The organism is Mobilicoccus pelagius NBRC 104925, assembly GCF_000247995.1.
In the GTDB taxonomy this organism is placed as follows: Bacteria; Actinomycetota; Actinomycetes; order Actinomycetales; family Dermatophilaceae; genus Mobilicoccus; species Mobilicoccus pelagius.
The window spans coordinates 41,536-68,117 of the sequence record NZ_BAFE01000075.1 but is presented as its reverse complement, the minus strand read 5'-3'; the positions used below and the strand labels follow the sequence as shown (position 1 = coordinate 68,117).

General features: G+C 67.9%; 26 protein-coding genes and 1 pseudogene. 6 read left to right on the top strand and 21 right to left on the bottom strand.

The features are described from left to right. Together MOPEL_RS11570 and MOPEL_RS16770 are read left to right on the top strand one after the other, a co-directional pair. Nucleotides 1-582: IS3 family transposase (locus MOPEL_RS11570; protein ID WP_009483097.1), on the top strand; the 582-nt coding region annotated here is incomplete at its 5' end. A gap of 304 nt (nucleotides 583-886) precedes the next feature. Next, a pseudogene (locus MOPEL_RS16770) lies at nucleotides 887-1,075 on the top strand (transposase); the annotation flags it as partial. A gap of 323 nt (nucleotides 1,076-1,398) precedes the next feature. Here the strand turns inward: MOPEL_RS16770 and MOPEL_RS16765 are convergent. From MOPEL_RS16765 to MOPEL_RS11555, 4 genes are all read right to left on the bottom strand, one after another. Further along, nucleotides 1,399-3,120: an ATP-dependent nuclease gene (locus MOPEL_RS16765; RefSeq protein ID WP_083841843.1), complete on the bottom strand. Its 1,722-nt coding sequence runs from the start codon at nucleotides 3,118-3,120 to the stop codon at nucleotides 1,399-1,401. Nucleotides 3,121-3,147: 27 nt separating this feature from the next. Further along, nucleotides 3,148-4,704, bottom strand: a complete 1,557-nt coding sequence (locus tag MOPEL_RS11565) for a DEAD/DEAH box helicase (RefSeq protein WP_245544772.1) — start codon at nucleotides 4,702-4,704, stop codon at nucleotides 3,148-3,150. Between the two features lie 419 nt (nucleotides 4,705-5,123). Then, nucleotides 5,124-6,770, bottom strand: coding sequence for an AMP-binding protein (locus MOPEL_RS11560; protein ID WP_009483093.1), 1,647 nt, complete (start codon nucleotides 6,768-6,770; stop codon nucleotides 5,124-5,126). Nucleotides 6,771-6,781: 11 nt separating this feature from the next. Next, on the bottom strand, nucleotides 6,782-9,985 hold the full coding sequence (locus tag MOPEL_RS11555; RefSeq protein ID WP_141631321.1) for an acetyl-CoA carboxylase family protein: 3,204 nt from the start codon (nucleotides 9,983-9,985) through the stop codon (nucleotides 6,782-6,784). Nucleotides 9,986-10,045: 60 nt separating this feature from the next. Here MOPEL_RS11555 and MOPEL_RS11550 point away from each other — a divergent pair, with 60 nt between their 5' ends. Beyond that, entirely contained in the window at nucleotides 10,046-10,756 is a 711-nt protein-coding gene (locus MOPEL_RS11550) for a TetR/AcrR family transcriptional regulator (RefSeq protein WP_009483091.1), read from the top strand. Here the strand turns inward: MOPEL_RS11550 and MOPEL_RS16760 are convergent. After that, nucleotides 10,723-11,016, bottom strand: coding sequence for an IS3 family transposase (locus MOPEL_RS16760; RefSeq protein ID WP_009483090.1), 294 nt, complete (start codon nucleotides 11,014-11,016; stop codon nucleotides 10,723-10,725). The two genes, MOPEL_RS11550 and MOPEL_RS16760, sit on opposite strands and share 34 nt — an antisense overlap. Nucleotides 11,017-11,069: 53 nt before the next feature. Here MOPEL_RS16760 and MOPEL_RS16755 point away from each other — a divergent pair, with 53 nt between their 5' ends. Then, the gene (locus tag MOPEL_RS16755; protein WP_009483089.1) at nucleotides 11,070-11,495 is read left to right on the top strand and encodes a monooxygenase; all 426 of its coding nucleotides are present in this window, start codon (nucleotides 11,070-11,072) and stop codon (nucleotides 11,493-11,495) included. 17 nt (nucleotides 11,496-11,512) lie between these two features. On the opposite strand, the gene MOPEL_RS16095 is transcribed toward MOPEL_RS16755, so the two are convergent. Further along, the gene (locus MOPEL_RS16095; RefSeq protein WP_009483088.1) at nucleotides 11,513-12,004 is read right to left on the bottom strand and encodes an Ltp family lipoprotein; all 492 of its coding nucleotides are present in this window, start codon (nucleotides 12,002-12,004) and stop codon (nucleotides 11,513-11,515) included. 362 nt (nucleotides 12,005-12,366) lie between these two features. Between MOPEL_RS16095 and MOPEL_RS11535 the strand changes: the two genes are divergently transcribed. Both MOPEL_RS11535 and MOPEL_RS19010 read left to right on the top strand, forming a co-directional pair. Beyond that, nucleotides 12,367-15,453, top strand: a complete 3,087-nt coding sequence (locus MOPEL_RS11535) for a DEAD/DEAH box helicase (RefSeq protein ID WP_040634235.1) — start codon at nucleotides 12,367-12,369, stop codon at nucleotides 15,451-15,453. 180 nt (nucleotides 15,454-15,633) lie between these two features. Beyond that, entirely contained in the window at nucleotides 15,634-16,023 is a 390-nt protein-coding gene (locus MOPEL_RS19010) for an SDR family oxidoreductase (RefSeq protein WP_373279739.1), read from the top strand. Here MOPEL_RS19010 and truA read toward each other — a convergent pair. From truA to rpsE, 15 genes are all read right to left on the bottom strand, one after another. Beyond that, complete coding sequence (truA, locus tag MOPEL_RS11525) at nucleotides 15,947-16,783, bottom strand: tRNA pseudouridine(38-40) synthase TruA (protein WP_009483085.1); 837 nt, start codon at nucleotides 16,781-16,783, stop codon at nucleotides 15,947-15,949. The genes MOPEL_RS19010 and truA overlap by 77 nt on opposite strands. Nucleotide 16,784: 1 nt before the next feature. After that, the gene (locus MOPEL_RS16090) at nucleotides 16,785-17,744 is read right to left on the bottom strand and encodes a serine hydrolase (RefSeq protein ID WP_009483084.1); all 960 of its coding nucleotides are present in this window, start codon (nucleotides 17,742-17,744) and stop codon (nucleotides 16,785-16,787) included. Nucleotides 17,745-18,012: 268 nt separating this feature from the next. After that, nucleotides 18,013-18,597, bottom strand: a complete 585-nt coding sequence (rplQ, locus tag MOPEL_RS11515; protein ID WP_009483083.1) for a 50S ribosomal protein L17 — start codon at nucleotides 18,595-18,597, stop codon at nucleotides 18,013-18,015. A gap of 59 nt (nucleotides 18,598-18,656) precedes the next feature. Beyond that, nucleotides 18,657-19,673, bottom strand: a complete 1,017-nt coding sequence (locus MOPEL_RS11510; protein WP_009483082.1) for a DNA-directed RNA polymerase subunit alpha — start codon at nucleotides 19,671-19,673, stop codon at nucleotides 18,657-18,659. A 155-nt stretch (nucleotides 19,674-19,828) separates the two neighbouring features. Further along, nucleotides 19,829-20,437: a 30S ribosomal protein S4 gene (gene rpsD / locus MOPEL_RS11505; protein ID WP_009483081.1), complete on the bottom strand. Its 609-nt coding sequence runs from the start codon at nucleotides 20,435-20,437 to the stop codon at nucleotides 19,829-19,831. A 23-nt stretch (nucleotides 20,438-20,460) separates the two neighbouring features. After that, the gene (rpsK, locus tag MOPEL_RS11500) at nucleotides 20,461-20,868 is read right to left on the bottom strand and encodes a 30S ribosomal protein S11 (RefSeq protein ID WP_009483080.1); all 408 of its coding nucleotides are present in this window, start codon (nucleotides 20,866-20,868) and stop codon (nucleotides 20,461-20,463) included. Nucleotides 20,869-21,035: 167 nt separating this feature from the next. Then, a complete protein-coding gene (rpsM, locus tag MOPEL_RS11495) occupies nucleotides 21,036-21,413 on the bottom strand; it encodes a 30S ribosomal protein S13 (RefSeq protein ID WP_009483079.1) in 378 nt (125 codons plus the stop codon). 179 nt (nucleotides 21,414-21,592) lie between these two features. Next, the gene (gene rpmJ / locus MOPEL_RS11490) at nucleotides 21,593-21,706 is read right to left on the bottom strand and encodes a 50S ribosomal protein L36 (RefSeq protein WP_006592630.1); all 114 of its coding nucleotides are present in this window, start codon (nucleotides 21,704-21,706) and stop codon (nucleotides 21,593-21,595) included. A gap of 107 nt (nucleotides 21,707-21,813) precedes the next feature. Then, nucleotides 21,814-22,035 (bottom strand): translation initiation factor IF-1, encoded by a 222-nt coding sequence (gene infA, locus MOPEL_RS11485; protein ID WP_009483078.1) that lies wholly within the window; start codon nucleotides 22,033-22,035, stop codon nucleotides 21,814-21,816. A 299-nt stretch (nucleotides 22,036-22,334) separates the two neighbouring features. Beyond that, a complete protein-coding gene (gene map, locus MOPEL_RS11480; protein WP_040634228.1) occupies nucleotides 22,335-23,189 on the bottom strand; it encodes a type I methionyl aminopeptidase in 855 nt (284 codons plus the stop codon). 2 nt (nucleotides 23,190-23,191) lie between these two features. Then, nucleotides 23,192-23,755 carry an adenylate kinase gene (locus MOPEL_RS11475; RefSeq protein ID WP_009483076.1) on the bottom strand — a complete coding sequence of 188 codons (564 nt, stop codon included), beginning with the start codon at nucleotides 23,753-23,755 and terminating at the stop codon, nucleotides 23,192-23,194. Then, nucleotides 23,755-25,068, bottom strand: a complete 1,314-nt coding sequence (gene secY / locus MOPEL_RS11470; protein WP_009483075.1) for a preprotein translocase subunit SecY — start codon at nucleotides 25,066-25,068, stop codon at nucleotides 23,755-23,757. The genes MOPEL_RS11475 and secY overlap by 1 nt, the downstream gene beginning before the upstream one ends. A 179-nt stretch (nucleotides 25,069-25,247) precedes the next feature. After that, the gene (gene rplO, locus MOPEL_RS11465; RefSeq protein ID WP_009483074.1) at nucleotides 25,248-25,736 is read right to left on the bottom strand and encodes a 50S ribosomal protein L15; all 489 of its coding nucleotides are present in this window, start codon (nucleotides 25,734-25,736) and stop codon (nucleotides 25,248-25,250) included. Between the two features lies 1 nt (nucleotide 25,737). Further along, complete coding sequence (rpmD, locus tag MOPEL_RS11460) at nucleotides 25,738-25,920, bottom strand: 50S ribosomal protein L30 (RefSeq protein ID WP_009483073.1); 183 nt, start codon at nucleotides 25,918-25,920, stop codon at nucleotides 25,738-25,740. Then, nucleotides 25,920-26,555 carry a 30S ribosomal protein S5 gene (gene rpsE / locus MOPEL_RS11455; RefSeq protein WP_009483072.1) on the bottom strand — a complete coding sequence of 212 codons (636 nt, stop codon included), beginning with the start codon at nucleotides 26,553-26,555 and terminating at the stop codon, nucleotides 25,920-25,922. The genes rpmD and rpsE overlap by 1 nt, the downstream gene beginning before the upstream one ends. Nucleotides 26,556-26,582 lie beyond the last annotated feature (27 nt).

Genomic DNA, 26,582 nt, shown 5'->3' with positions numbered 1-26,582 from the left:
CCTGACCTGCTGCAGCGGCAGTTCATCGCGTCGGCCCCGAACCGGGTGTGGGTCGCAGACATCACCTATTGCCGGACCTTCGCCGGCTGGGTGTACGCGGCATTCGTGCTGGACCTGTGCTCGCGGCGGGTCGTGGGCTGGCAGCTGTCGACCAGCTTGCGCACCGACCTGGCGTTGGACGCCCTCGAGATGGGGTTGTGGACCCGGGACCATGCCGGGCAGCCCACGACGGGCGTGATCGCGCACTCGGACAAGGGAGTTCAATACGTCGCCATCCGCTACACCCAACGCCTTGCCGAGGTCGGCGCGGTCGCCTCGGTCGGATCGACGGGCGACTCCTACGACAACGCGATGGCCGAAGCATTCAACTCGATCTTCAAGGCCGAGCTCGTCCGAAACCGCGGTCCCTGGAAGACCATCGACGACCTAGAGATCGCCGTCGCTGAGTACATCGACTGGTACAACCACCGACGCCTGCACGGACAGATCGGCCTGGTCCCACCCGTCGAGTACGAGACCACCTACTACGCCCAGAACCCCGCCCCGGCTACCGTCGAGGCGTCAGAACCGAGCCTCCACTAACCCCGGAACGGGACAGACACCTCGTGCTGCACCTACCCGCCCAATGGCCCTGGCAGACCGCGTGGACCTCGCTCTGGGAGACCGCCACCGGACCACCCGTCCCCGCCGTGTCCTGACCACCCGCCGCCCCGCGGCCCAACCCTCGAAAGACCCTCACGTGGAAAAGCCGGTACAGACCGGCAGATCCACCACGCCCAATTCCACACGAGCAGCAAAATTCACCCCCGAGCCGAAGCACAGAATCCGGACGGTGGATCAGGGCTCAGGTGAACACGGCACCTACACCCTCGTCTGGGAAGAGCCCGAAAACACCAACGGACTCCTACGCGAGTTCTTCCCCAAGGGCACCGACCTGTCCATCCATTCACAAACCGACCTCGACAACGTCGCCTACCTCCTGAACGGCCGACCCCGACAAACCCTCGATTTCGACACACCCGCCGAAGTCCTGGATAGAATGCTCACCGAAGCAGGTGAGGCACTGACCGGCTGACCTCGCCATGTGACACCTATCCGTGCATCAGTCCCTGACGACAAGCCACAGGCTCGACGATGTCGGACCGCGGCGAGCCCGACGCCGACCTCATGGCGACGCTGCGCCGCGCCGACGCCGTCGTCACCACCGTGCTCGTGCCGCCGTAGGCCTGTGCCGGCGTGTGGCGACCTCATCTACCGCCTCAAGCCGTGCTTTTGAAGCCAGTTATTCGGTAGCGGACCCGCCGGCGAGAAAGAGCGTGTCGGGCAGTGGATCGGCCGCAAGAGCGGCGGCTACCTCCGGAGGAACGTCACGCACTCGGACCACGACACCATATGCGGTCACCTTTCGACTCGCAATGCAAGCTTTCTTTCAATATCGGACACCAGATTGGAAATGAGCGGCCGGACCTCTTCGACAGGTTGTATTCTATCGCGAGCGCACGCCAGATCACGAACCCGGCACTTCAAGTTGTTCTCCATTGACGAATCCCACACCTTACCAGCAGCCCTAAAACGATTCCCCATTCGAGTCGAGAAATCATGGCGCGGGTTAGCGTCGTATAGATCAATATCCACCCCAAATTCGTCGGCGATCATCCCTGCCAGGTCATCCTCGGAGAAGAGGTCCTCCAGTTCCGTCCCATCAGCATCCGGCCGAACAAGAAAAGTGAGGTCTCGATCAAGGAACCACGGTTCTCTGCGCAGCTTTTCCGCAGCCTGCCTGCCAGCCTTATCGGAATCAAGAACGACATGAATCCTGCACAGAGCGTCCCGCTGTAGACGAGCTTGATAATGGATATTCGAACAGCCCCCTGAATCAGCAAACGACAATCGCCCCGCACTGAGCGCGCGACCAATAGATTGAGAGGCTCGAGAAAGGACAGTAGACAACACTTCAGAATCGAACGACCCCTCCGTCAGTACGACCAAGTCGGAGGACAGCAAGTTGTCCGGGAGTTCGACACCTAGACTGGTGCGAATTGACTCTAGAGATCGCGCTGGCCCGGCAGTGTTGCGACTGACTAGGATATTGGCGGAAATGTCCTCGCGATTAACCAGAACAGGGCTGTGGGTGGTGATAATAACCTGATCTTCTTCCGCGAATTCCTGCAGTTTCAGATGGAGCCGCCGTACCGCCTGCGGATGAAGGCGCGCCTCAGGCTCTTCGATGGCCATGATATAGGTGACGTCTTCACTCCTCTTGGCCAAGGCCCTAATTAGCGCAATTACGGTCAGGCTCTGGATTCCATCACCCTTCATGGAAAGCAGGGTGTTACTGCCGTCATCTATCGAGACATCGAAGTCCCGCCGATGCACTTGTTCCGTGAATCGGGAGACAGAGATTTCAACATTTTGCACCCCCGGAACGAGATCTTGCATCTCGTCGTTGAGTCTGCCCTGGAGGGGCGCCAGCGCCTGCTCGGAGAGCCCCTTCAGGCGATTAAGCAAATCCCGATATTCCTGCGAAGCTGACACTTCAGCTAGGGCCCCCACCGCCTCCCTTCGGATTAACCTCAACGTCTCTTCCGAAGTCCTATCACCGGAGACGTACTCCACGCGGACTCGACGCTGGATCAAGTCGCATATCTTCGCCACATTTGCATTTATGGCCGCGTTCGCTGGGCCCCTTTTGACAACCTTGATCTCAGCCGCGCCTCCACGCTTCAAGAGAACCCGGATCTTAAGGGTCTCGTTGAGCGAATGGCCTGTCGACTCCTTAAGGTCCTCTTTGTCCCTCTCATTCAACTCGAACTCAAACTCAAATGTACTCGATGAATTGGGCTCCTTATCCTGCAGGGCGAGCGGATAATCTCTCTCCCAGCGGTATCGCTCAAAATCGTCACTTCTATACATGAACGAGCCCAGTGGCGCCCGCCGCGCTGCCTTAGTCTGAGTCCCCGCCTGCTGAATTGACTCAAGACCCACGACCAATGCTCTCAGAATGTTGGACTTTCCCTCGTTGTTGGGCCCCACCAAGACGGACATACCCTGAAGATCCAGGGTTTTGCTTGTGGTAATAGAACGATACTTCGACACCTTGAAATTAGTGATCTTCATCATACTTCCTTTCGCATCGGCGGGCTGCACCTAGAATGGTTGCGGCGAATTGAAAAACCGTGACTCGTTTTCGGGCCCCAAACGGCAGAGAGTGGACGAAGAAAGTCCGCTGCCTGAGTGGGTGGCGATGCGGCCGGGCTCGGCACCTGGTTCGGCTTCATGCCGAGGTCGCGCGTGGGGCGGTCGCGGAGCCAGTGCAGGGTCGCGACCCGCTCGGCGAAGACGACGACCCGCTCCGGCGACGACTTGCCGATGCCGATGCGGCGGAACTCCTCGAGCAGCGCCGCGTACTTGCCGGTGGTGGACGCCGCGGCCAGGTCGGCGAGCCGCTCGAGCGACGCGCGATCGTCGACGGACATGCCGCTCGCCCGGGCGAGACGGTTGCGCGCCGATTCCGCGAGCGCCGCCGGGGACGAGAGGAACGCCTTGGAGAGTCCAGCCGAAGAGGGCGTCCGCGGAACGGCCGCTCCCCGGAGTGGCGGGGCGTGTGGTGGGTCGGGCGGCGTAGAGCCAGTGGTCGGCGAGCTCCTGTGCGATGGCGTCCTCCTCGGGCGAGGCGGACACGAGTCGGTTGTGCGGCGGCTGCCGTTCGGCCCAGTCGCCGCCGACGGCCGTGGCGACGTCGGGCGAGTGGCGGTGCCGGCGGATGACGAGGCGGTCAAGCTCGCCGGCGTCGATGTCGCCCTCGGGCGTGACGGCGGTGGGTTCGAGGAGGCGGACGAGCTCGGCGAACGACTCCCGCTTGCCGTTGTGCGGGGTGGCGCTGGCAAGGATGAGCGCGTCGGTCTGGGGCGCGAGCACGTTCGCGAGGCGGTTGTTCTGCGTCGCGGAGTTGGTGATGTTGTGCGACTCGTCGATGACGACGGCGTCCCACCGGTGCTTGCGCAGGTGCGCGAGGTAGCGGTCGTTCTTGAGCGTGTCGATCGAGATGATCGCCCGCTTGTACAGCCCGAACGGGTTACGGGTGGCGGGCAGCCGGCGGCGGACGCGCTGGATGCCGACGGAGTCGAGCCGCACGAACGGCAACGCGAACCGGCACCACAGCTCGTGCTGCATCTGCTCGAGAACGTGGCGGGGCGTGACGACGAGTATCCGCTCACCCCGGCCACGCCGGACGAGTTCGGAGAGGCTCATGCCGATCTCGAGGGTCTTGCCCAGGCCGACCGCGTCGGCGAGCAGGATGCGAGGGCGCAGCGTCTCGGGGTCGAGGGCCTTGCGGACGGCGGCGCGCTGGTAGTCGAGTGCGTCGGCGAGCATCGAACCCGTCACCGCGAGGCGGTCGTCGTCGATCGGCAGCGATGTCTTGCGCAGCGTGGCCTCCAGCCACAGCCGCGCCCGCCGGTGGTTCGCAGATGCGTCGGCCACGACGCGGGTGCCCCGCGGATCGAACGGGCGGATGTCGTCGAGCTCGGAGTAGAACTGCGCCGTCGACCCCGCGACCAGCTCCCCCAACCCCTGCGCAGTAACGAGCACGCCGTCACGCGTCTGCGCCACCTGCGTGACCACCCACTCCTCGTCACGCACGACGACGAGCGAGCCCGGCGCGATGCCCTCGAGCTCCCCCACTCCCCCATCTACCAACCCCACTCGGCCATCGTGCCATGGGAATTCGCCAGCAGGTGGGGAACGGGGCGCCCTGGCTGTGGCCTGGATTGCCCGTCATCGGAGGGCGTGGCCGATCCGGACGCCCTCTCCGCCCCTGGCGTGTGGAGTTACCGGACGCGCCCGCGCCCCACAGACACGTCACTCGTCTCGGCAAGCAGCTCATCCAGTTGGTCGACTGTCGCCCGGCCCTGCAGCAGTCCCATGCCTCGTCATGAACTCGTGGCGTGCCAGGCAGGGTCACGAGCCCAGTGGGAACGGCGCCGACTCCGCGAGCCTCGACGAGAACGTCGCCCCACCGTGGCATCGCCCGCTGCCTGCGACGACGAGACCATGTCCTCGACCGACACCACCAGCGCACCCAAGGACGGCACTGGTCCGTCTTGGAGGAGCGGGCCGGCAGGTCAGGCGCCGGATTCTGCTGCTCGTTCCTGGAGTTCAACCTTGCGGATCTTGCCGGTGGCGGTCATGGGGAAGGACTCGAGGATCACGACCCGGGGAACCTTGTAAGGGGCCAGCTGTTCGGCGGCCTGGGCTTGGAGGCGGTCGGCGGCGATGGTGGCGCCCGGATTGGCGGTGACGAACGCGACGGGGATCTCACCCTTGGCGGGGTCCGGGGAGGGGACCACGGCGCAGGAGGCGACGCCGTCCATGCGCGCAAGGACCATCTCGATCTCTGCGGGGTAGACGCTCATCCCCTTGACCTTGATGAGTTCCTTACGGCGTCCGAGGTAGTGGAGGCACCCGTTCTCGTCGAGTCGCCCGCTGTCACCCGTGCGCAGCCACCCGTCACGGAGTTGCTCGGCGGTGGCTTGCGGGTTGCGCCAGTATCCGCTCATCACCGAGGGGCTCTTGACATGGATCTCCCCGTCTTGCCCGAGGGGGACGAGCTCGCCGGTGGCCCAGTCGCGGATGACGATGTCGGTGCCGGGAACGGGGACTCCGCAGAACACGGGTTCTTCGTTGAGGTCGCGGTCGTGCTCGGCCATGCCGTAGGCGGTGGCATCCATGGTGTTGGTTTCGGTCATGCCGTAGGCCGCTTCGCGCAGCGTCGACCCGGCGGCCTCGCGCCAGAGGTGTCGGATCTGGGGGTCGAGTTTGCGGATGAACGACACCGCGGCGGGGTCGCGCAGGCTGGACAGGTCGCGAGCGGTCATGTCTTCACGCTGGATCAGTTCGAGGTAGTTCTCCACGGTGCCGACCATCATGGTCACCCTCTCTGCCTCTATGAGGTCGAGGGCGGCGCCTGCGTCCCACCGGCTCATGAGGACGCTGGTGCCGCCGGCCATGATCGGCATGAGGAAGCCGAGGTCCTCTCCGGCGATCCAGAAGATGGGCAGATAGCACAGGGCCACGAAGTCGTCGGTCTCGATCTCCCCGCTTGCGCCGAGTGCGGTCGCGCCGGTGTAGATCATGTCGCGTTGGGTGTGTTCGCAGCCCTTGGGCAGGCCGGTGGTGCCGCCGGTGTAGTTGAGAGCGGCGAGGGAGTCCAGGTCGCCCATGTCCGGCAGGTCGCCAGGATCGGTGGCGGTGAGATCCTCCCAGGCGAGGGCACCTTCGATGGGGTCACCGACGACGGCGACGGTGTGCAGGTCGGGGACATCGCTGCGGACGGCATCCACGATGGGGGTGAGCACGTCGAGGGTGATGAGGAACTTGGCGCCGCTGTCGGTGAGTTCGTGGGCGAGCTCTTGGGGGCGGAACATCGGGTTGACGGGCACGAACACCGCACCCAAGCGCAGAGCAGCCAATGCGGCCACGATGAACTCGGGGCGGTTGGGCAGGTGGATCCCGACGCGATCGCCGCGCTGCACGCCTGCCTGCTGCATTCCTGCGGCGACGGCCCTGGCCTGTTGGTGCAGGTGGGCGTAAGTGAGGCGGGTGGCCCCGCATACGATCGCGGCCCGGTCGGGTCGGCGGGCCGCCCACTGGGCGACGTAGCCGGGCAGGGTGAGTTCCCCCAGTGGGTAGATCACACCGCTGGGAGTGTCGGCGGGGCGGGCGGCGCCTTGGCGGGCGCGGACGTCTTCAAGGTAGGTCTGCAGGTCCATGGCGGGGTCCTTCACCAGGTGTCGATCGGGCGGTGGCCGGTCTCGGGAGGAATGGGGGTTTGGATTGCGCTGTGGATCCACGCTCGAGTGTGGATCGGGTCGATGACGGCGTCGATTTCGAACACTTCCGCGGCATTGACGCCGCGCCCCTGGTCGTACATGCGCGCGACCAGGGTGTCGAACAGTTCAGCCTTGGCCTTCTCGTCGGGGGCTTCCTCGAGTTCGCGCCGGAACCCCAGGCGCACGGCTCCTTCCAGGCCCATCCCGCCGATCTCTGCGGTGGGCCATGCCAGGGTTGCTGTGGGGCGACGGAAGCTGCCACCGGCCATGGCTTGAGCGCCGAGGCCGTAGCCCTTGCGCAGGATCAGGCACACCAACGGCATCCGCAGGCGGGCGCCGGTGACGAACACCCGAGCGAAGTGCCGCACGGTGGCGGTGCGTTCGACGTCGGGGCCGACCATGAAGCCGGGGGTGTCGCACAGTGATACGACCGGTAGCCGGTGCGCGTCGCACAGCTGCAGGAATCGGGCGAGTTTGTCGGCGGCGTCGGCATCGATCGCTCCACCCAGGTGACGGGGGTCGTTGGCGACGACCCCGACGCTGGTCCCCTGGATGCGCGCGAGGTAGGTCCGCACAGAGGTTCCGAACTGCTCACGCAACTCCAGGGTGGAGCCTTCGTCACACAGGGCGGTGACGACGTCGGCGACGTCGTAGGCACGCTTGCGGTTCTCGGGGATGAGGTGACGCAGCCGCCTCTGATCGGGGGCTTCACCGGGGCGTTCCCGATCGGTCAGGAGGTCGATGTAGCGGCGGGCGACCTGCACGGCCTGCGCTTCGTCATGGACGAGGACATCGACGACCCCTTGGCGGGCGTGCATGGGCGCGGGCCCGACTTCTTCGGGCCGGAAGGTACCCAGACCACCGCCTTCGATCATGGCCGGTCCTCCCATCCCGATCGTGGCGTCCTGCGTGGCGACGACGACGTCGCAGCAGCCCAGCAGGGCCGCGTTTCCGGCGAAACAGCGACCGGCGGCAATCCCGACCGTAGGCACGTGCCCCGACAGCGAGCCCATCGTGGAGAACGTCTCCACGTCCAGTCCGGAGACCACGGTGGTGTCGGTGTCGCCGGGGCGACCACCGCCGCCTTCGGCGAACAACACGACCGGCAATCCACGATCGCGGGCGAGCTCGAGCATGCGGTCGGTCTTCTTGTGGCTGAGGTATCCCTGGGTGCCGGCCAGGACGGTGTAGTCGTAGGCGAGGACGGCGATCGGGGCGCCGCTCAGAGTGGCGGTGGCTGTGATGATTCCGTCGGCGGGAGTGGACTGGCGTAGTTCTTCTGGACTGCGGCGACGGCGTTGCGCGGCGACCGCCAGCGCCCCGTACTCCCGCAACGAGTCGGGATCGATGAGGTCGGCGATGTTCTCTCGGGCGGTGCGGTGCCCGCTCTTGCGGCGTTTGGCGACGGCCTCGGGGCGGCCCTCGTCAAGGGTCGCAGCGTGGCGGTCGAGCACCAGCTGCAAGTCGTTCCGGACGGCGTCGAGATCCACCTGCTCCTCGACGCAGTGGCCGGTGTCATCGACATCGTGCGGAGCCAGTTCCAGGACCGGCGTCCCTGCCGTCACCGGCTCTCCCGGCGCCAAGTGGACAGTCGTGATGGTGCCGGAGACCGGGGCCCTCAGGACGTGTTCCATCTTCATGGCCTCCACGACGGCTACGGGCGCTCCAGCCGTCACGATGTCACCGGGGGCAACCTCGTAACCGGTGAGCACCCCGGGCATGGGGGAGGTGAGGACCCCCTCGCCGGTACGGTCGCCACGGGCCGGGCCATCCGTCGAGACGTCAGGGACGACGGCTCGGTCGGCGAGGGAGGCGGCGAGCTCATCCACCGTCGTCGTGCGCGCACGCCCTGGGCCCGCCTCGGGCTCTCCCAACAGTGCCTGCAACCAAGCCAGGTTCGTGGTGACACCTTCCAGGCGTGTGTCGGCCATCGCCGTGCGGAGCCCTTCGAGGGCCCCCTGGTCGTCGCGGGCGTGGACGATGATCTTTGCCAGGAGTGGGTCGAACTGCCCGTTGATCTCCACGCCGGCGCGCACGTGGGTGTCGAGGCGCACCCCCGGCCCGGTGGGCCATTCCACCGCGCCCACGGTCCCCGCGGTGGGGTAGGCCTCGCCGGTGGATAGGACGGTCTCGGCGTTGACTCGTGCCTCGATGGCGACTCCCCGTTCGGGAACAGGCAGCAGTCCCGCCTGGGCCAGCGAAGCCCCGCAGGCCAACTCCAACTGTCCACGCACCAGGTCCAGCCCGGTCACCTCCTCCGTGACCGTGTGTTCGACCTGCAGACGCGGGTTGACCTCCATCACGACGAACCGGTCATCGGTGGCCAAGACCTCCACGGTGGCCAGGCCGACGTAACCGACCGCCCCGACCAGTGTCTCGGCGGCGGACACGATCCGGTCCCGCATGTCGGCCGACAGCAGAGCCGGCGCCATCTCGACGACCTTCTGACGTCGACGCTGCAACGAGCAGTCGCGGGTACCCAGGGCCACCACCTGATGCCCGTCACCGGCGATCTGCACCTCGATGTGGCGGGCGCCGGTGATGACCTCTTCGATGACGATCCTGCCGTCGCCGAAGACCTTCCGCCCCTCGGAAGAGGCTTCCTGAATCGCCGATGTCAGCGTTGCCGCATCCGAGGCGAAGCGAATTCCCCGCCCACCGCCGCCGGCAACCGCCTTGACGATGACACGCCCTCCGGCGGGCAGGGAGGCCAACAGTTCCAATCCCGCCTCGGCGTCATCCGCGGCGCGAGCCACCGGCAGCTGCAGAGATCGAGCCAGCGACCTGCAGGATGCCTTGTCGCCGAGGCGGGCGAGGGCTCCAGGTGAGGGCCCCACGAATCCGATCCCCGCCTTGCTGCAGGCGCCGGCCAGCTCAGGGGACTCGCTGAGGAACCCGTATCCGGGGTGCAGCAGGTCCGCGCCGGAGGCTACCGCTGCGTCAATGACCGCTTCGACGTCGACATAGGCCTGCGGCCCACGGCCTGGCAGGTCGACGACGGCGTCGGCCAGCCGCGCATGCGGCGCGTGAGGCTCGTCGGCCGTACGAAACGCGAGACCCCGCCGGCCCGAGGCACGTACGGCGCGCAGGATCCGCACGGCGATCTCACCGCGGTTGGCTACCAGGACATTCGACACCTTCGTCTCCTTCGACATCGGGTCGTGACTGTCGCCACTATGCGTTGACACCAGTGTCAACGTCAAGAGAATGGACGTATGGCGGAATGGGCGACACGCGCGCGACGGGACCGACACGACACCGACCGGCACGCTGAGTTACTGCGCGCCGCGCGCGGGGTGTTCGAACGGGACGGCATCGAAGGTGCCAGCGTCGCCGCGGTCACCCAGGAGGCCCAGGTCTCCCGAGCGACGTTTTACGTCTATTTCGCCTCTCTGGACGATGCGTTGGGTGCGGTCGCACGCGAGGTCAGGGACGACCTCCTCGCCAGCCAACGCATGCCGGTCCAAGTGGAGAACCCGATCGATGTCGCTGCCCGCTCGATGGAGGCTTTCCTGGACGCCCGCATCCGCAACCTGCGCATGCTCGACGTGATCGAGTCACGCGCCCACCACGACGCGGAGATGGGCACGCTGTGGGAGGAGCTCTCCGAACATCCCCTACGTCGGACCGCCCGATACGTACGCGGCCTCGCCGAGTCGGGGATCGGGCATCCCGCCGCCGACCCTGCAGCCGTAGCCCGAGCCGCTCACGGCATGGTCATCGCCTACGCGTCGTGGATCGCCGCCGACCCGACCCGTCGCACCCAAGGTGTGCACGACCTCAACGCCCTCTTTCGTCGTCTCCTGGGCATACAGGCCCCATCCTCGGCGGAACGGACTGCAGACGACGCCCGGAATCCCGTCCGCGGCAAGGTCACGGACCAGCGGGAACATCATTTTCCCGGCAGGTTCGCTTGCGACAGATAGGCCGCTGCGCGGCGAAGCACTTCGTTCTCTTGTTCCAGCAGTCGAATCCGGCGCCGAGCATCCCGAAGTTCGGCCGATTCGGTCGCGGTGACGCCGGGACGGTTGCCGTCCTCGATATCGGCTTGACGCATCCAGTTCGACAACGTCACCTCGTGGATCCCGAAATCCTTCGCGATCCGATCCAACGTCACCCCAGGTTCACGACTGCGGGCGACGCGCACGACATCCTCGCGGAACTCCCGTGGGTAGGGCTTGACCATGACATCCATCCTCCCAGCCGGCCCCGCAGGCCAGCCCGGTCAGATGCCACCTGATGCTGCAGCAGTCCCGACCGTGGGGTGAGGATATGTCGGAGGCGTTCGCCGAGCTCGCCGAGCACATCGCCGGCGAGCCCGGCCTGCGGTGGAAGGTGTGGACGGAACACCGCACCGAGGGAATCGCGGGTGGGGTCTACCTCTTCGACAGCGAGGAGCAGGCCAGCTCCTACCTCGACAAGCACACCGCACGTCTCTCAGGCTTCGGCATCACGGGCATCCGAGGTCTCGTCCTCGACGTCAACGAGCCACTGACCCGGACCACTCGTGGGGCCGCTCGGAGAGTCGACGCCGCCCGAGGTATGACCATCACCGGGCAACAGAAGCTCCTCCCGCCCGATCGCCCGCAAGTCTCGGCCACATCAACCTTCTTCCAGACCTGCGCACGCATACCCACGTGGTCATTGCCGCCTCGTGGGCGATGACACCCTCAGCCGGAGAGTCAGCGGGGCAGGTGCCTCAGTGCGTAGTCGGCCTCGGCCTTCGTGAACTTCTCGCCGTAGGGAGACTTCAACTGCTGGCGCACCTCTTCGCGGCTCAGACCCATCTCCAGGTAGACGCGCCCTGCCCGCACGGCCTGCGCGTTCCAGTTGGCCTTGACGTTGTTCACGGCGTACGTTCCGGCAGCCTTGCTGAACTGGCTGCCGTATCGCGATGTGAGCTGGTTATGGAGGCCCCGCTTGGAGAACGGGCCCATCGCCAGGTACTGACGCGCGGCCTTGAGTGCGTTCGCCTTCTCGCGGGACACCGAGCGAGCCGCAGTCTTGCCTGCGGAGGTCCGAGGCGCAGCGGTGGTGACGGCCGTGACCGTAGTGGCCCTCGTGGTCCGGACCGTGGTGGTCTGGGCCGCAGCCGGAACGGCCATCGCGAAGGAGCCGGACGCGGCGAGCGCGAGGGCGAGACTGGTCAGACGACGCGGTCCGTGGGATTCCATGGGTGCCTCCTGGCACGGCGCACGCCTCTGGCAGCACGACGCCGACGAAAGTGGGTCTCCGAGATGCGGGTCGTCCCGTTGAACAGTGGCCCGGTCGGCATCGAGGCACTCGTCCTGAGCGCTCGTACCAGTCCTACGGCGGCACACGGGTGTTCGACCCGTGGCGCAGGCTACGGCACCTTGGACCCCGGCGGACTGCACATTCGCGAGCAGACGTGGAGCTCACCTTGTCGAGGGGCCGGCTCCTGCGCTCCTCGACGGGGTGTGCCGCTCAGCGGCGGGCGGAGACACCGTGGAGCACATGGTTGTTGACCCCCGCCGGCTCCCCGCGAGACCCTGCCGGCGTGAGCGATGACGCCGGGTTGAGTGAGGGTCTCCACGATTCGGTGGTGACGAGGGCCTTGCTCGAGCGCCTCGCGCAGCAGGCGGAGCTCACGCCGACGATCGAGCCGGTCGATCAGGCGGACCAGGCGGACGTGCTCGCCCGACACGTGGGGCGGGCGATCCTGCGGTCGCTCCGCTCCCCCGGTGACTCCGACGAGGCCGCGCGACTCGCCACGGTGCGGGAGGTGCTCGACCTCCTGCAGGCGACCGACGAGATCCCGGAGGACGGCGTACGCCGGCTCCTCGCTCTCACCCGACCGGTGGTGCCGGGACGTCCCGCGGGCTACCCGGCCGGCGTCCGGCCGAGCACTCCCCTGGCCGACGTCGCCCTCCTCACGAACGCTCACGGCGATCCGAGCCTGGGCAGCGAGATCAAGGCCGAGCTCGACACGTGCGACGGCGTCGACCTCATCTGCGCGTTCGTCAAGTGGCACGGCATGCGCACCCTGGAACAGCAGTTCGAACGGCTCCGCGAGCGCGGGGTCCCGTTCCGGGTCATCACGACGACGTACCTCGGCAGCACCGACCAGAAGGCCCTCGACCGCCTGGCCCGCGACTACGGCGCGCAGGTCCGGGTGCAGTACGACCCGCGCCGCACCCGCCTGCACGCCAAGGGGTGGCTGTTCCGCCGGAACAGCGGGTTCGACACGGCGTACGTCGGCTCGTCCAACCTCACCGTCTCCGCGCTCGTCGACGGCGCCGAGTGGAACGTGCGGCTCTCGACAGCGACGCCCACGCTGCTCGAGAAATTCGCCGCCACGTTCGAGACGTACTGGCACTCCGACGAATACGCGCCGTACGACCCCGACGACGAGGCCGACCGCGAGCGCCTGGCCCTCGCCCTACGCGCCGCCGGCGGACAGACCCCCGCCTCGCTGCTCGTCTCGGGACTGGACGTGCGGCCGTACCCGCACCAGCAGGGCATCCTCGACGCGCTCGACGCCGAACGCACCCTGCACGACCGACATCGCAACCTCGTCGTCGCGGCGACGGGCACCGGCAAGACGGTCGTCGCGGCCCTCGACTACCGCCGCCTCGCCGGCACCGCACCCGCGGCGGACCGCCCCTCGCTGCTGTTCGTGGCCCACCGCAAGGAGATCCTCGACCAGTCGCTGCGCACCTACCGCGAGGTCCTCGCCGACGGCATGTTCGGCGAGCTCTGGGTCGGCGGGCACGTCCCCACGCAGTGGAAGCACGTCTTCGCCGGCGTGCAGACCCTGGCCTCACGAATCGCCGGCCTGGAACCCGACGCGTTCGACATCGTCGTCGTCGACGAGTTCCACCACGCCGAGGCCCCGACGTACCGCCGCCTGCTCGAGCACCTCGCGCCCCGGGAACTCCTCGGCCTCACCGCGACGCCGGAACGCACCGACGGCACCGACATCCGTGCCTGGTTCGACGGGCGCACCGCCGCCGAGATCCGTGTGTGGGACGCGATCGGCCAGAACCTCCTGTCGCCCTTCCACTACTTCGGCATCGCCGACGGCACCGACCTCACGAGCGTCGACTGGAGCGCGGGCCGCTACTCCGACGCCGCCCTCGATGTGCTGTACACCGGCAACGACGCACGCGCCCGCCTCGTGCTGCGGCAGGTGGAGGACAAGGTCACCGACCCGCACACCATGCGTGCATTGGGGTTCTGCGCCGGCGTCGCGCACGCGGAGTACATGGCGCAGGTCTTCCGTGCCCGGGGACTCGCCGCGGTCGCCGTCACCGGACAGACACCGCGCCTCGACCGTGAAACCGCCATCGCCGCTCTGCGCGCGGGGCGAATCCAGGCGATCTTCACCGCCGACCTCTTCAACGAGGGCGTCGACATCCCCGAGGTCGACACCGTCCTGTTCCTGCGCCCCACCGAGAGCGCCACCCTGTTCCTCCAGCAGCTCGGCCGCGGCCTGCGCCTGGCGGAGGGCAAGGCGGTGCTCACCGCCCTCGACTTCGTCGGCCACCACCGCGCCGAGTTCCGCGCCGACCTCCGGTTCCGCGCCCTCACCGGCGCACCCCGCGGGCGATTGGCCCGCGACGTCGAGAAGGGCTTCCCGTTCCTGCCCTCCGGCTGCCAGATCGTCCTCGACCGGGTCGCCCAGGACGAGGTGCTGCGCAGTATCCGCACTCACGTCGCGATGAGATGGCCCCACCTTCGCGACGAACTCCGCGCCCGCCCCACCGACGATCTGCGCGCCTTCCTCACCGATGCGGGCATCGACCTCCCCCAGGTGCTGCGCGGCACGAAATCCTGGACGTCGTTGCGCCGAGAGGCGGGTCTGCTGCCCGGCGACGCGACCCCGGTGGAGACACGCCTCACCCGCCGGGTGCGCACGATGGCCCACATCGACGACCCCGTCCGCGCGAAGGCCTACGGCAGGGTCCTCGCACAGGCGCCCCGTTACGACGAGCTCACCGACGTCGAGCAGCACCTCGCCCGCATGCTCTTCTTCTCGCTGTGGCCCGACGGTGGCGGATTCACCTCCTACGACGAGGGCCTCGAAGCGCTCCGGGCGGAATTCGCACTCCGGGACGAACTACGCCAGGTCGTCGACCTCACGTTCGACACGAGCCGCAGATCCCTCGTCCCGTTGGAGGGGCCACTCGCGACGACCGGCCTCCAGATCCACGCCCGCTACTCCCGCGAGGAGGTTCTCGCCGCCCTCGGCTACGGGACACTGCAGAAGAAGCCGAGCTACTTCCAGGAGGGCGTGCTCCACACGACGGTCGGGGGTGAGGAGGTCGACGCCTTCTTCGTCACGCTCACGAAATCCGAGGCCGACTACTCCCCCTCGACGCTCTACCGCGACTACCCCATCAGCCCGACCCTCTTCCACTGGGAGTCGCAGTCGACCACCCGCGCCGAGTCGCCCACCGGACAGCGGTATCGCGACGGCACGAGCAACGTTCTGCTCTTCGTCCGCCACGAACGACAGGGCGAGTTCGGGACGGAGCCGTACACGTTCCTCGGCCCCGCGACGTATGTGAGCCACATCGGTGAAAAGCCGATGGCGATCACGTGGCGGCTCGCCCACGCGATGCCGTCCGACCTCTACGCCGCCTCCGCCGTCGCCCTCTGACCCTGCCGGGGAAAGACTGTCGGACCAGCGTGTCACGGTGAGTTCCGGATCCACCGGGGGTCGGTGGCCCACGGTGAGGACGGGCCGCTGGGCAGGTTGGAGAACAAGGTCGCGGTGATCACGGGCGCGGCGAGTCTCCTCCAGCTCGCCTACGGCACCGCCAAGGCCGCCGTCATCCGCATGACGGAGTACATCGCCACCCAGTACGGCCCCAGACACGTCCGCTGCAACGCCGTCGCGCCCGGCGCGCTCATGACGCCCGCCCTGCGCGACAACCTCGACATCCACATGATCGAGCAGATCCGCAGCCACAACGTCCTGCCCTTCATCGGCGACCCCGAGGACATCCCACGCGATGCTCTTCCTCGCCTCCGACGAATCCCGGTACGTCACCGGCCAGGTCCTCACCGTCGACGGCGGCACGAGCAGCCACAGCTCCATCGCCGAGGACCGCCGCGCGATGCTCCCCTGGCCGCCAGGACCCGAGGGCGCCTCACTCCCCCGGCAGCATGCGGATCGCCCGCGCCGTGCGGGCCCGCGCCGCGAGATCCTCGTCGCTCGGGTACGTGACCTCCTCGAGGCACAACCCGTGCGCCGGCATCACCGTGACGCCCGGGTCCCGCTCGGCGCGCTCCTGCACCTGCGCCGGCCACTCCACGGGCCGACGCCCCTCACCCACGGGCACGACCGCCCCGACGAGAGCCCGCACCATCGAGTGGCAGAACGCGTCGGCGACGACCGTCCCCACGACGAGATGCCCTTCACGCCGCCACGAGTACTCGAGCAGCGTCCGCACCGTCGTCGCACCCTCCCGCCGCTTGCAGAACGCCGCGAACTCCCGCAGCCCGCACAGCGACCGCGCGGCCACGTCCATCGCGTCGACGTCGAGGGGACGCCGCACCGTCACGGTGTCGCGCCGCCGCAACGGATCGAGGAGCTCGGGCGCGTCGCAGATGCGGTAGGAGTATTGGCGCGTGAGCGCGGAGAACCGCGCGTCGAAGTCCTCCGCCACCACCCGCGCACGCCGCACGACGACGTCGCTCGGCAGAACGCCTGCGAGGCGCCGCACCGCGGCGGCCTCCGGGGCAAGGTCCGACCGTCCGGGCAGCGCGTTCCACGCCTCCTCCTCGACGTCGACGTGGGCGACCGCCCCCCGCGCATGGACACCCGCGTCCGTGCGTCCCGCGACCGTGAGCGACGGGGCCGGGTCGGCCCGGAGGATGCGCCCGAGCGCGGCAGTCAGCTCCCCCTCGACCGTGCGCAGACCCGGCTGGGCCGCCCAGCCGGAGAAGTCCGTGCCGTCGTAGGCGAAGTCGAGACGGACGCGCACGTCAGACGATCGGGTGCGGCGGCAGCGCGGCACCGCGACGGATCCAGAACGGCGTCGGACGCCTCCCCGACGGCGTCGCCCCCTCGGATGCGACGTCCGCGGAGGATCCCAGCGTCCTCCAGACGTACTCCGACACCTTGCGCGCCCGCTCGACGCCCGACTCCATCGAGCCGTTGTCGTAGCTGAGGATCGCGAGCGTGTAGTCACGCCCGTCGCCCTTGACGCTGCCGATGCTGTTGATGCGCCACCCGCGCGGCTCGAGCGGCAGCCACCCGTTCTTCACGGCGACGCGCGTCCCCTTGGGCACGCTGCCCACGCCCCACCGCTGCTCCGGCGTGACCCGCCCCATGAGCTGGAGGATGTACGCGCGGTCGCGCTTCTCGAGGTGCGGCGTCCCGTCGACGAGCTTGTCCATGAGCAGACGCTGATCGGCCGCGCTGGTCGTCGTCGTCCCCCACGCGCCCTTGACCTTCGTCCGGGTCATGCCGAGATCGTCTGCGGTGCGCTGCACGGCCGCACGCCCACCGGCCTGCGAGAACAGCGACGTCGTCGCGTCGTTGTCGCTGTACCGGATCATCCGCTCGGCGAGGGCCCGCTGCTTCGAGGACAGACCCCGCCCGTCCTCGCGCCGCTCCCGGACGATCGTCGTGAGCACGAGGACCTTGACGATGCTCGCCGTCGTGTTCCGGAACCCGCCGTTGTACGTGTACGTCTCCCCCGTGCCGCGGTCGCGCACCGAGAACGACACGTCGTCCGCGCCCTTGCCGAGCATCCTCGCGACGTCACGGTCGGAGAAGGACGGGCTCTTACGGTCGGAGGCGGCGGGTGTGGCCGACGCCATCTCGGGGCCGGGCGTGACCGCGGACGCCGACGGAACGGCCACCGCGGGGGCGCACGCCATCGCGGCGGCGACGACGCCACCGACGACACCCGCCCTACGGCCGGCCCACCACGCACCCATCACACTCTCCCGTCACCCGTCCAGTTGCTCTCAGCTTAATCCTCTCCCCCACGCCCATCGGACGTCGTCGAACCCATCCGCGCCCGCCCGCCGATCGGCCCGCTCACACAGGCACGTCCACCACCCGACGGGAGGCACGAACCCCTCGCCGCCCCCACCGCCGCACACTCCCGACCCACCCCCAGGAGCCCCGGACACGGCCCCGCACACGCGACAGCGGCGCGCCCCCGGGAAACCGGAGATGCGCCGCTGTCGGCGACGGGGTACGTCAGGCCTTGTCGGCGTCCGACACGGCGGCCTCGGCCGCCTCGTCCGAGACGCCCTCGCCCTCGGCGGGGAGCTCGGCACCGGCCGGGCCGGCTGCCACGGGGGCCTCGGCGATCTCCGGCTCGACGGCCTCGGACTTCTCGTCCGCCGACTTCGCCGCGGCCTCGTCGGCGGCGGAGCGCTTGGTGGCGGCCTCCGCCTCCTTCACCGTGGCCTGCTTCGGCGAGTAGGGCTCACGCACGAGCTCGATGACCGCCATGGGGGCGTTGTCGCCCTTGCGGTTGCCGACCTTCGTGATGCGGGTGTAACCACCCGGACGCTCGGCCATCGCCGGGGCGATCTCGGTGAAGAGGACGTGCACGACGCCCTTGTCACGGATCGTCGCCATGACGCGACGACGGCTGTGCAGGTCACCGCGCTTGGCGAACGTGATGAGACGCTCGGCGATCGGACGCAGACGCTTGGCCTTCGTCTCGGTCGTCTGGATACGGCCGTGCTCGAACAGTGCCGTCGCCAGGTTCGCGAGCATGAGGCGCTCGTGAGACGGGCCGCCTCCGAGACGGGGTCCCTTGGTGGGGGTAGGCATGAGTTTCTCCTGTGATGGTCGCTGACCGATCCGCGTGTACGCGGCCAGTCACTGATCGGTCAGTACTGCTCGTCCTCGACGAACGCGTTGTCCTCGTCCTCGTCGTACCGGTCCGCGATGGCGGACGGGTCGAACCCGGGCGGGCTGTCCTTGAGGGCCAGACCCATGCCGACGAGCTTGGCCTTGACCTCGTCGATCGACTTCGCACCGAAGTTGCGGATGTCGAGCAGGTCGGCCTCGCTGCGCCCCACGAGCTCACCCACGGTGTGGATGCCCTCGCGCTTGAGGCAGTTGTAGGACCGCACCGTGAGGTCGAGGTCCTCGATCGGCAGCGCCAGGTCGGCGGCCAGCGCCGCATCCGTCGGCGACGGACCCATGTCGACGCCCTCGGCCTCGACGTTGAGCTCCCGCGCCAGACCGAACAGCTCGACGAGCGTCTTGCCGGCCGAGGCCAGCGCGTCACGCGGCGCCATCGAGTTCTTCGTCTCGACGTCGATGACGAGCTTGTCGAAGTCCGTGCGCTGCTCGACACGCGTCGCCTCGACCTTGTAGGTCACGGCGAGCACGGGCGAATAGATGGAGTCGACCGGGATGCGACCGATCTCGTGGTCGCCGGCCTTGTTCTGCTGCGCCGACACGTAGCCACGGCCACGCTCGACGGTCAGCTCCATCTCGATCTTGCCCTTGTCGTTGAGCGTCGCGATGTGGAGGTCCGGGTTGTGCACCTCGACGCCGGCGGGCGGTGCGATGTCCGCAGCGGTGACCGGGCCGGGACCCTGCTTGCGCAGGTACATGACGACCGGCTCGTCGTGCTCGCTGCTGACGACGAGACCCTTGATGTTGAGGATGATCTCGGTGACGTCCTCCTTGACCCCGGGGATCGTGGAGAACTCGTGGAGCACACCGTCGATGCGGATGCTCGTCACGGACGCGCCAGGGATGCTCGACAGGAGCGTGCGACGCAGGGAGTTACCGAGGGTGTACCCGAAACCCGGCTCGAGCGGTTCGATGACGAACCGCGACCGCGCCGGGGAGATGACCTCTTCGGAGAGGACGGGACGCTGTGCGATGAGCACTGAATTCTTCCTTCCCACGAGCACCCGCTATTTGATGCTCGTGAAATCCGGCCGGCCTGGGCCGACCGCCCGCCGATGCCTCTGTCCGCACCGGCAGGCCGAGATGTCGTGCACCGTGGGCCCGGCCGAAGACGACCGGGCCCACGGGTGACGAATCAGTTCTTCGAGTAGAGCTCGACGATCAGCTGCTCGGTGAGAACCGTGTCGATCTGCTCACGCACCGGGAGCTGGTGGACGAGGATCTGCAGCGTGCCGGGCACGACCTTCATCCACGCCGGGACCGGACGCTCACCGAACGTCTGGCGGGCCAGCTCGAACGGGAAGAGCTCACGGCTCTTGGGGCGGACGTCGATGATGTCGTACTGGCTCACGCGGTAGCTCGGCACGTCGACGCGCTTGCCGTTGACCATGAAGTGGCCGTGCGTGACGAGCTGGCGGGCGGCGCGACGCGTACGGGCCAGGCCCGCGCGGTACACGACGTTGTCCAGACGCGACTCGAGGATCTGCAGCAGGACCTCACCGGTCTTGCCGGGCCGACGGACGGCCTCCTCGTAGTAGTTGCGGAACTGCTTCTCCATGACGCCGTAGGTGAAGCGGGCCTTCTGCTTCTCCTGCAGCTGGTGGAGGTACTCCTTCTCCTGGATACGGCCGCGGCCGTGCTGTCCGGGAGGGAACGGGCGGTTCTCGAAGTTCTTGTCCCCGCCGACGAGGTCGACCTTGAGACGACGGGACTTCTTGGTGATGGGGCCGGTGTAACGAGCCATGTGTGTTCAGTCCTCTCGATCGCTCAGACGCGACGGCGCTTGGGCGGGCGGACGCCGTTGTGCGGCATGGGCGTGACGTCGCTGATCGCGCCGACCTCGAGGCCGGTGGCGGTGAGCGAACGGATCGCGGTCTCACGACCGGAGCCGGGACCCTTGACGAACACGTCGACCTTGCGCATGCCGTGCTCCATGGCGCGGCGGGCGGCGGCCTCGGCAGCCATCTGCGCGGCGAAAGGGGTGGACTTGCGGGAGCCCTTGAAACCGACCTGGCCGGCGGAGGCCCACGAGATCACGGCCCCGGAGGGGTCGGTGATGGACACGATCGTGTTGTTGAACGTGCTCTTGATGTGCGCGTGGCCGTGGGAGACGTTCTTCTTCTCCTTGCGGCGCACCTTCTTGGCGCCACCGGCCGTCCTGCTCTTGGGAGGCATGAATTCTCTTTCCTACGAATCTTCGAATGCGTGGGTGTCCGGAGGCTGCAGCCCCGGCTGTCCGGCGTTCGCGGCGGGAACCGCTCGCGGAGTCTCGGACGTGTCGAAGGCGGTGAGCATCGGGCTGGCCGATGGACTCGCCCGTGACGGTCGACGTCAGTCGAGCGTCACTTGCCCGCCTTCTTCTTGCCGGCGACCGTGCGCTTCGGGCCCTTGCGGGTGCGCGCGTTCGTCTTGGTGCGCTGGCCACGGACCGGGAGGCCGCGACGGTGACGCAGACCCTGGTAGCTGCCGATCTCGACCTTGCGGCGGATGTCGGCGGCGATCTCACGACGAAGGTCACCCTCGGTCTGGACGTTCTCGTCCAGCCAGTCGCGGAGCTTGACCAGGTCCTGCTCGGTGAGGTCACGGACGCGCGTGGCGGTGTCGATGCCGGTGGCCTCGACAGCCTCCTTCGCGCGGGTACGGCCCACGCCGAAGATGTAGGTGAGAGCGATCTCGACGCGCTTCTCGCGCGGGAGGTCGACTCCGGCAATACGTGCCATTGAGGTGGTTCTCCTGTGGTCACTCGGAGGTATGGGGCCTCACCGTTCCGGATGCGCTCGGAGAGCGCCCGGTCCCCGGCCTCCGAGCCGGGGGTGACGTCCGGACCGTGTGGTCCGGGGCCGGGTGAAGCGTGATGCTGTCTCGCGTCGGGATCAGCGGGTGGTGCGTGGTGAGGTGATCAGCCCTGGCGCTGCTTGTGGCGCAGGTTCTCGCAGATCACCATGACCCGACCGTTACGGCGGATCACCTTGCACTTGTCGCAGATCTTCTTGACGCTGGGCTGAACCTTCATGTGCCTGCCGTCTTCAGATCGGTCCTCCGTGCACGGGCCGCGACGAGGCGTGGACCGTCCCCGGAGGGATGTTCGGTACCACCGACGGTTGCCGGTGGCGGGGGGTCTCAGCGGTAGCGGAAGACGATGCGGCCGCGGGTGAGGTCGTACGGGCTGAGCTCCACCAGCACACGGTCCTCGGGGAGGATCCGGATGTAGTGCTGACGCATCTTGCCCGAGATGTGAGCGAGCACCTTGTGTCCGTTGCTCAGCTCAACGCGGAACATCGCGTTGGGCAGGGCTTCGACGATCGTGCCCTCGACCTCGATGACGCCGTCCTTCTTGGCCATGTCCTCCGCAATCCCTGACTGCCCCTGCTCGGGGCGTATGCCGTGTCGACGGTGACCCGTCGACCCCCTCCCGGACGGGCGGGGAATCTCGGCCCGTGTCGCACCCTTACCCGAAGGTGACCCACCGAAGGTGGACGACCCCGGACAAGTCCGGGGCACACGGGTACGACGACATACCTGAGCCGACTCGACAGTCTAATGCACGGGATGCTCGCGGGACGAATCGCCCCGGTGAGCAGCACACGCCCAAACGGGTGCGCAGGTCGCACCCGGGACCTCGGCGGCGTGCGGCCCGCGCGTCAACGGGGCGCGCCGCAGGGAAGACCGCGGCTGGCGAGCTCGGCGCGCCCGCCGTCGGCTGCGGTGAGCACCCAGGGCCCCTCGGGTGTGGCGGCGACGGTGTGCTCCACATGGGCGCCACGCGAACCGTCGGTCGTCACGACGGTCCAGCCGTCGGTGAGGGTGTGCCCCTCGGCCGTGCCGAGGGTGATCATCGGTTCGATGGCGACCGTGGCGCCGGCCCGGATGCGGGGCCCACGCGCCTGGACGGCGACGTTGGGGACGCCCGGCGTCTCGTGCATCTCACGACCGATGCCGTGGCCCTCGTACCCCTCGAGGATGCCGTAGGGGGCACGCCCTGCCTGCGCGGCGGACGTCTCGACGGACTCCTCGACCGCCTCTCCCACGTCGAAGAGCCGCCCGCCGACGACGAACGCACCGATCCCCGCCCACAGCGCGTCGGTGCACGCGGCGACGAGTTCCAGATCTTCGGGACGGGCCGCCTCCGGCCCGCCGGCGACGACCGTGATGGCCGAGTCGCCGTGCCACCCCTCGACGCTCGCACCGCAGTCGACGCTCACGACGTCACCGGCGAGGAGCGTGCGCCCACCCGGGATGCCATGGACGACCTCGTCGTTGACGCTGATGCACAGCGTGTGCCGGTAGTCCGGCACGTCGGGGAACGAGGGTCGGGCCCCCCGCGATCGGATGCAGGCCTCCGCGAGAGCGTCGAGCTCTCCGGTGGTGATGCCGGGCCGCACCGCCGCCTCGACGGCGGCGAGCGTCTCGGCGACGACCATGCCTGCGACACGCATCGCCCGGACGTCGTCAGGACGACGCGGGACGAGCCTCTCCGGCCACGGGGGCGACCACACGATCAGGCGACCAATGCCGCGAAGATCCGCTGGGTGACCTCGTCGATGTCACCCATGCCGTCGACCTCGACGAGCAGGCCGCGCTCCCGGTACGTGTCGGACAGCGGAGCCGTCTCCTCCGCGTAGATGCGCATGCGCTCACGGATGACGTCCTCGGTGTCGTCGGCACGACCTTCGATCTCGGCGCGCTTGAGCAGACGGGCGACGACCTCCTCGACGTCGACGACCAGTTCGACGACCTTCTCGAGGGCGGTGTCGTTCTTCGCCAGCATCTCGTCGAGCGCACGCACTTGGTCCGTCGTCCGCGGGTAGCCGTCGAGGAGGAACCCGTCGACCGCGTCCGCCTCGGCGAGACGGTTCTCGACGATGGAGTTCGTGATGTCGTCGGGGACGAACTGGCCGGCGGCCAGCAACTCCTTGACCTTGAGACCGAGCTCGGTCTCGTTCTTGATGCTGGCACGGAAGATGTCTCCCGTGGAGATCGCCGGGATCGAGTACTGCTCGGCGATACGCGTGGCCTGCGTGCCCTTACCGGCACCGGGCGGACCGAGGATGATGAGTCGCATCAGCGTAGGAACCCTTCGTAGTGGCGCTGCTGCAGCTGCGACTCGATCTGCTTCACCGTCTCGAGGCCGACACCCACCATGATGAGCACCGACGTGCCGCCGAACGGGAAGTCCTGGGACGCCCCGAGGCCGGCGAACGCGATGAGCGGAATCAGCGAGATGAGCGCCAGGTAGGTGGCACCCACGACGATGACGCGATTGAGCACGTAGCTGAGATACTCCACCGTAGGACGACCGGCGCGGATCCCGGGGATGAATCCCCCGTACTTCTTCATGTTGTCCGCCACTTCCTCGGGGTTGAACGAGATCGAGACGTAGAAGAACGTGAAGAAGATGATGAGTGCCGTGTAGACGACCATGTACACCGGGTGGTCGCCGCGGACGAGGTTCTGCGAGATCCACGTGACCCACCCGGGCGGGTCGGGGTTGCCCTGCTGGAACTGCACCGCGAGGCCCGGCAGCGCGAGCATCGAGCTCGCGAAGATGACCGGGATGACGCCCGCCTGGTTGACCTTGAGCGGGATGTACGTGGACGTGCCGCCGTACATGCGGCGCCCGATCATCCGCTTCGCGTACTGCACGGGAATGCGGCGCTGACACTGTTCGACGAACACGACGGCCGCGATGATGAGCAGACCGATGAGGATGACGATGAAGAAGACGTCCCAGCTGCCGCCGCGCTGCTTGATCGACCACAGCGAGCCGGGGAAGCCCGCGACGATCGACGTGAAGATGAGCAGCGACATCCCGTTGCCGACGCCCTTCTCGGTGATGAGCTCACCCATCCACATGATGAGGCCAGTGCCCGCCGTCATCGTGAGCACGATGAGCGTCAGGGTCGTCCAGTGTTCGTCGACGAGCACCTGCTCGCAACCGCCACCGAAGAGGTGGCCGGGGTTGCGGGCGAACGTGACGAACGTCGAGCTCTGCAGCAGGGCCAGCCCGATCGTGAGGTAACGCGTGTACTGCGTCATCTTCGCCTGGCCCGACTGACCCTCCTGCTTGAGGGTCTCGAACCGCGGGATGACGACGGTGAGGAGCTGGATGATGATGCTGGCCGTGATGTACGGCATGATCCCCAGCGCGAAGATCGACAGCTGCAGCATGGCGCCACCGCTGAAGAGGTTCGCCATGCCGAGGAACTGGTTGTCCTGCGCCCCGCCGGTCTGCACGCACTTCTGCACGTCCGTGTAGCTCACGCCGGGGGTGGGGATGAACGAGCCGAGCCGGAAGATCGCCATCACCATGAGGGTGAACAGGATCTTGCGGCGCAGGTCCGGCGTCTTGAAGGCACGGACGAACGCGGTGAGCACAGGTGAACCCTCCCGGGGGTCTGGAGCGCTGGCGGCGGGGCCCCCCACGCCGGCTCCGAAAAGTCGATCGAACACGAACAGGGTTGGTCGAATCCCCTTGAAAACGATAGCACCCCGCGGCCGGGGTTACCGGCACGCGGGGTGCTATCGCTATACGTCGTCGCTGGTCAGCGCGGCGCTCAGAGCTCCGTGACGGAGCCCCCGGCGGCCTCGATCTTCGACTTCGCGGAACCGGAGAACCGGTGCGCGGAGACGTTGACCTTGACGCCGATCTCGCCCTGCCCGAGCACCTTCACGAGGTGGCCCTTGCGGACGGCGCCCTTCTCCACGAGCGCGTCGACGGTGACGTCGCCGCCCTCGGGGAAGAGGGACCCGATCTTGTCCAGGTTGACGACCTGGTACTCCGTACGGAACGGGTTCGTGAACCCGCGCAGCTTCGGGAGGCGCATGTGGAGCGGCATCTGGCCACCCTCGAACGCACCCGGAACCTGGTAGCGGGCCTTCGTGCCCTTGGTGCCGCGGCCGGCGGTCTTACCCTTGCTGCCCTCACCACGACCGACGCGCGTACGCGCCGTCTTGGCACCGGGAGCGGGACGAAGGTGGTGCACCTTGAGGGCGTGGGACTTCTGCGCCCCGTCGGTCTCGGTGGCCTTGGTCTCGTCGGCCATGTCAGTCAACCTCCTCCATGGAGACGAGGTGCGTCACGGTGCGGACCATGCCGCGGATCTCCGGGCGGTCCTCCTTGACGACGACGTCACCGATGCGCTTGAGGCCGAGCGAACGCAGCGTCTCGCGCTGGTTCTGCTTGCAGCCGATCTCGGAACGGGTCTGCGTCACCTTGAGCTGAGCCATCAGGCATTCACCCCCGCGGCACGCGCCCGCAGCATGGCGGCCGGCGCGACGTCCTCGAGCGGCAGACCACGGCGCGCGGCCACGGCCTCCGGCTGCTCGAGCTGCTTGAGCGCCTCCACCGTCGCGTGGACGATGTTGATGGCATTCTGCGACCCGAGCGACTTGCTCAGCACGTCCTGGATACCGGCGCACTCGAGCACGGCGCGCACCGGACCACCGGCGATGACACCGGTACCCGGTGAGGCCGGACGCAGGAGCACGACACCGGCAGCGGCCTCACCCTGGACGGGGTGGGGAATGGTGCCCTGGATACGCGGGATGCGGAAGAAGGCCTTCTTGGCCTCCTCGACACCCTTCGCGATCGCGGCGGGCACCTCCTTGGCCTTGCCGTAGCCCACGCCCACGGTGCCGTCACCGTCGCCGACGACGACGAGTGCGGTGAAGCTGAACCGGCGTCCACCCTTGACGACCTTGGAGACGCGGTTGATGGTGACGACGCGCTCCAGGAACTGGCCGCGCTCGTCGTCGCGTCCGCCCCGGCGGTTGTCGTTGCGGTTGTCGCGGCCGCCACGGCGGTCGTTGTTCGCGCCGGCGGAGTCGCCGGCGCCGGTGCCTCGGCGCTGGGGTCCAGCCATCAGACGTTCCTCTTCTTCTCGTTACGG

Excerpts from the sequence above, each read along its gene's own strand:
- rpsM (WP_009483079.1), bottom strand. The coding sequence starts at position 21,413 with ATGGCACGTATTGCCGGAGTCGACCTCCCGCGCGAGAAGCGCGTCGAG.
- MOPEL_RS16765 (WP_083841843.1), bottom strand. The coding sequence starts at position 3,120 with ATGATGAAGATCACTAATTTCAAGGTGTCGAAGTATCGTTCTATTACC.
- MOPEL_RS16090 (WP_009483084.1), bottom strand. The coding sequence starts at position 17,744 with ATGGGTGCGTGGTGGGCCGGCCGTAGGGCGGGTGTCGTCGGTGGCGTC.
- rpsK (WP_009483080.1), bottom strand. The coding sequence starts at position 20,868 with ATGCCTCCCAAGAGCAGGACGGCCGGTGGCGCCAAGAAGGTGCGCCGC.
- MOPEL_RS16095 (WP_009483088.1), bottom strand. The coding sequence starts at position 12,004 with ATGGAATCCCACGGACCGCGTCGTCTGACCAGTCTCGCCCTCGCGCTC.
- rpsD (WP_009483081.1), bottom strand. The coding sequence starts at position 20,437 with ATGGCTCGTTACACCGGCCCCATCACCAAGAAGTCCCGTCGTCTCAAG.
- rplO (WP_009483074.1), bottom strand. The coding sequence starts at position 25,736 with ATGGCCGACGAGACCAAGGCCACCGAGACCGACGGGGCGCAGAAGTCC.
- rpmJ (WP_006592630.1), bottom strand. The coding sequence starts at position 21,706 with ATGAAGGTTCAGCCCAGCGTCAAGAAGATCTGCGACAAGTGCAAGGTG.
- MOPEL_RS16760 (WP_009483090.1), bottom strand. The coding sequence starts at position 11,016 with ATGGTCAAGCCCTACCCACGGGAGTTCCGCGAGGATGTCGTGCGCGTC.
- MOPEL_RS11555 (WP_141631321.1), bottom strand. The coding sequence starts at position 9,985 with ATGTCGAAGGAGACGAAGGTGTCGAATGTCCTGGTAGCCAACCGCGGT.
- MOPEL_RS11560 (WP_009483093.1), bottom strand. The coding sequence starts at position 6,770 with ATGGACCTGCAGACCTACCTTGAAGACGTCCGCGCCCGCCAAGGCGCC.
- MOPEL_RS16755 (WP_009483089.1), top strand. The coding sequence starts at position 11,070 with ATGCTGCAGCAGTCCCGACCGTGGGGTGAGGATATGTCGGAGGCGTTC.
- rpsE (WP_009483072.1), bottom strand. The coding sequence starts at position 26,555 with ATGGCTGGACCCCAGCGCCGAGGCACCGGCGCCGGCGACTCCGCCGGC.
- MOPEL_RS19010 (WP_373279739.1), top strand. The coding sequence starts at position 15,634 with ATGACGGAGTACATCGCCACCCAGTACGGCCCCAGACACGTCCGCTGC.
- infA (WP_009483078.1), bottom strand. The coding sequence starts at position 22,035 with ATGGCCAAGAAGGACGGCGTCATCGAGGTCGAGGGCACGATCGTCGAA.
- MOPEL_RS11475 (WP_009483076.1), bottom strand. The coding sequence starts at position 23,755 with ATGCGACTCATCATCCTCGGTCCGCCCGGTGCCGGTAAGGGCACGCAG.
- MOPEL_RS11550 (WP_009483091.1), top strand. The coding sequence starts at position 10,046 with ATGGCGGAATGGGCGACACGCGCGCGACGGGACCGACACGACACCGAC.
- rplQ (WP_009483083.1), bottom strand. The coding sequence starts at position 18,597 with ATGCCTACCCCCACCAAGGGACCCCGTCTCGGAGGCGGCCCGTCTCAC.
- rpmD (WP_009483073.1), bottom strand. The coding sequence starts at position 25,920 with ATGGCTCAGCTCAAGGTGACGCAGACCCGTTCCGAGATCGGCTGCAAG.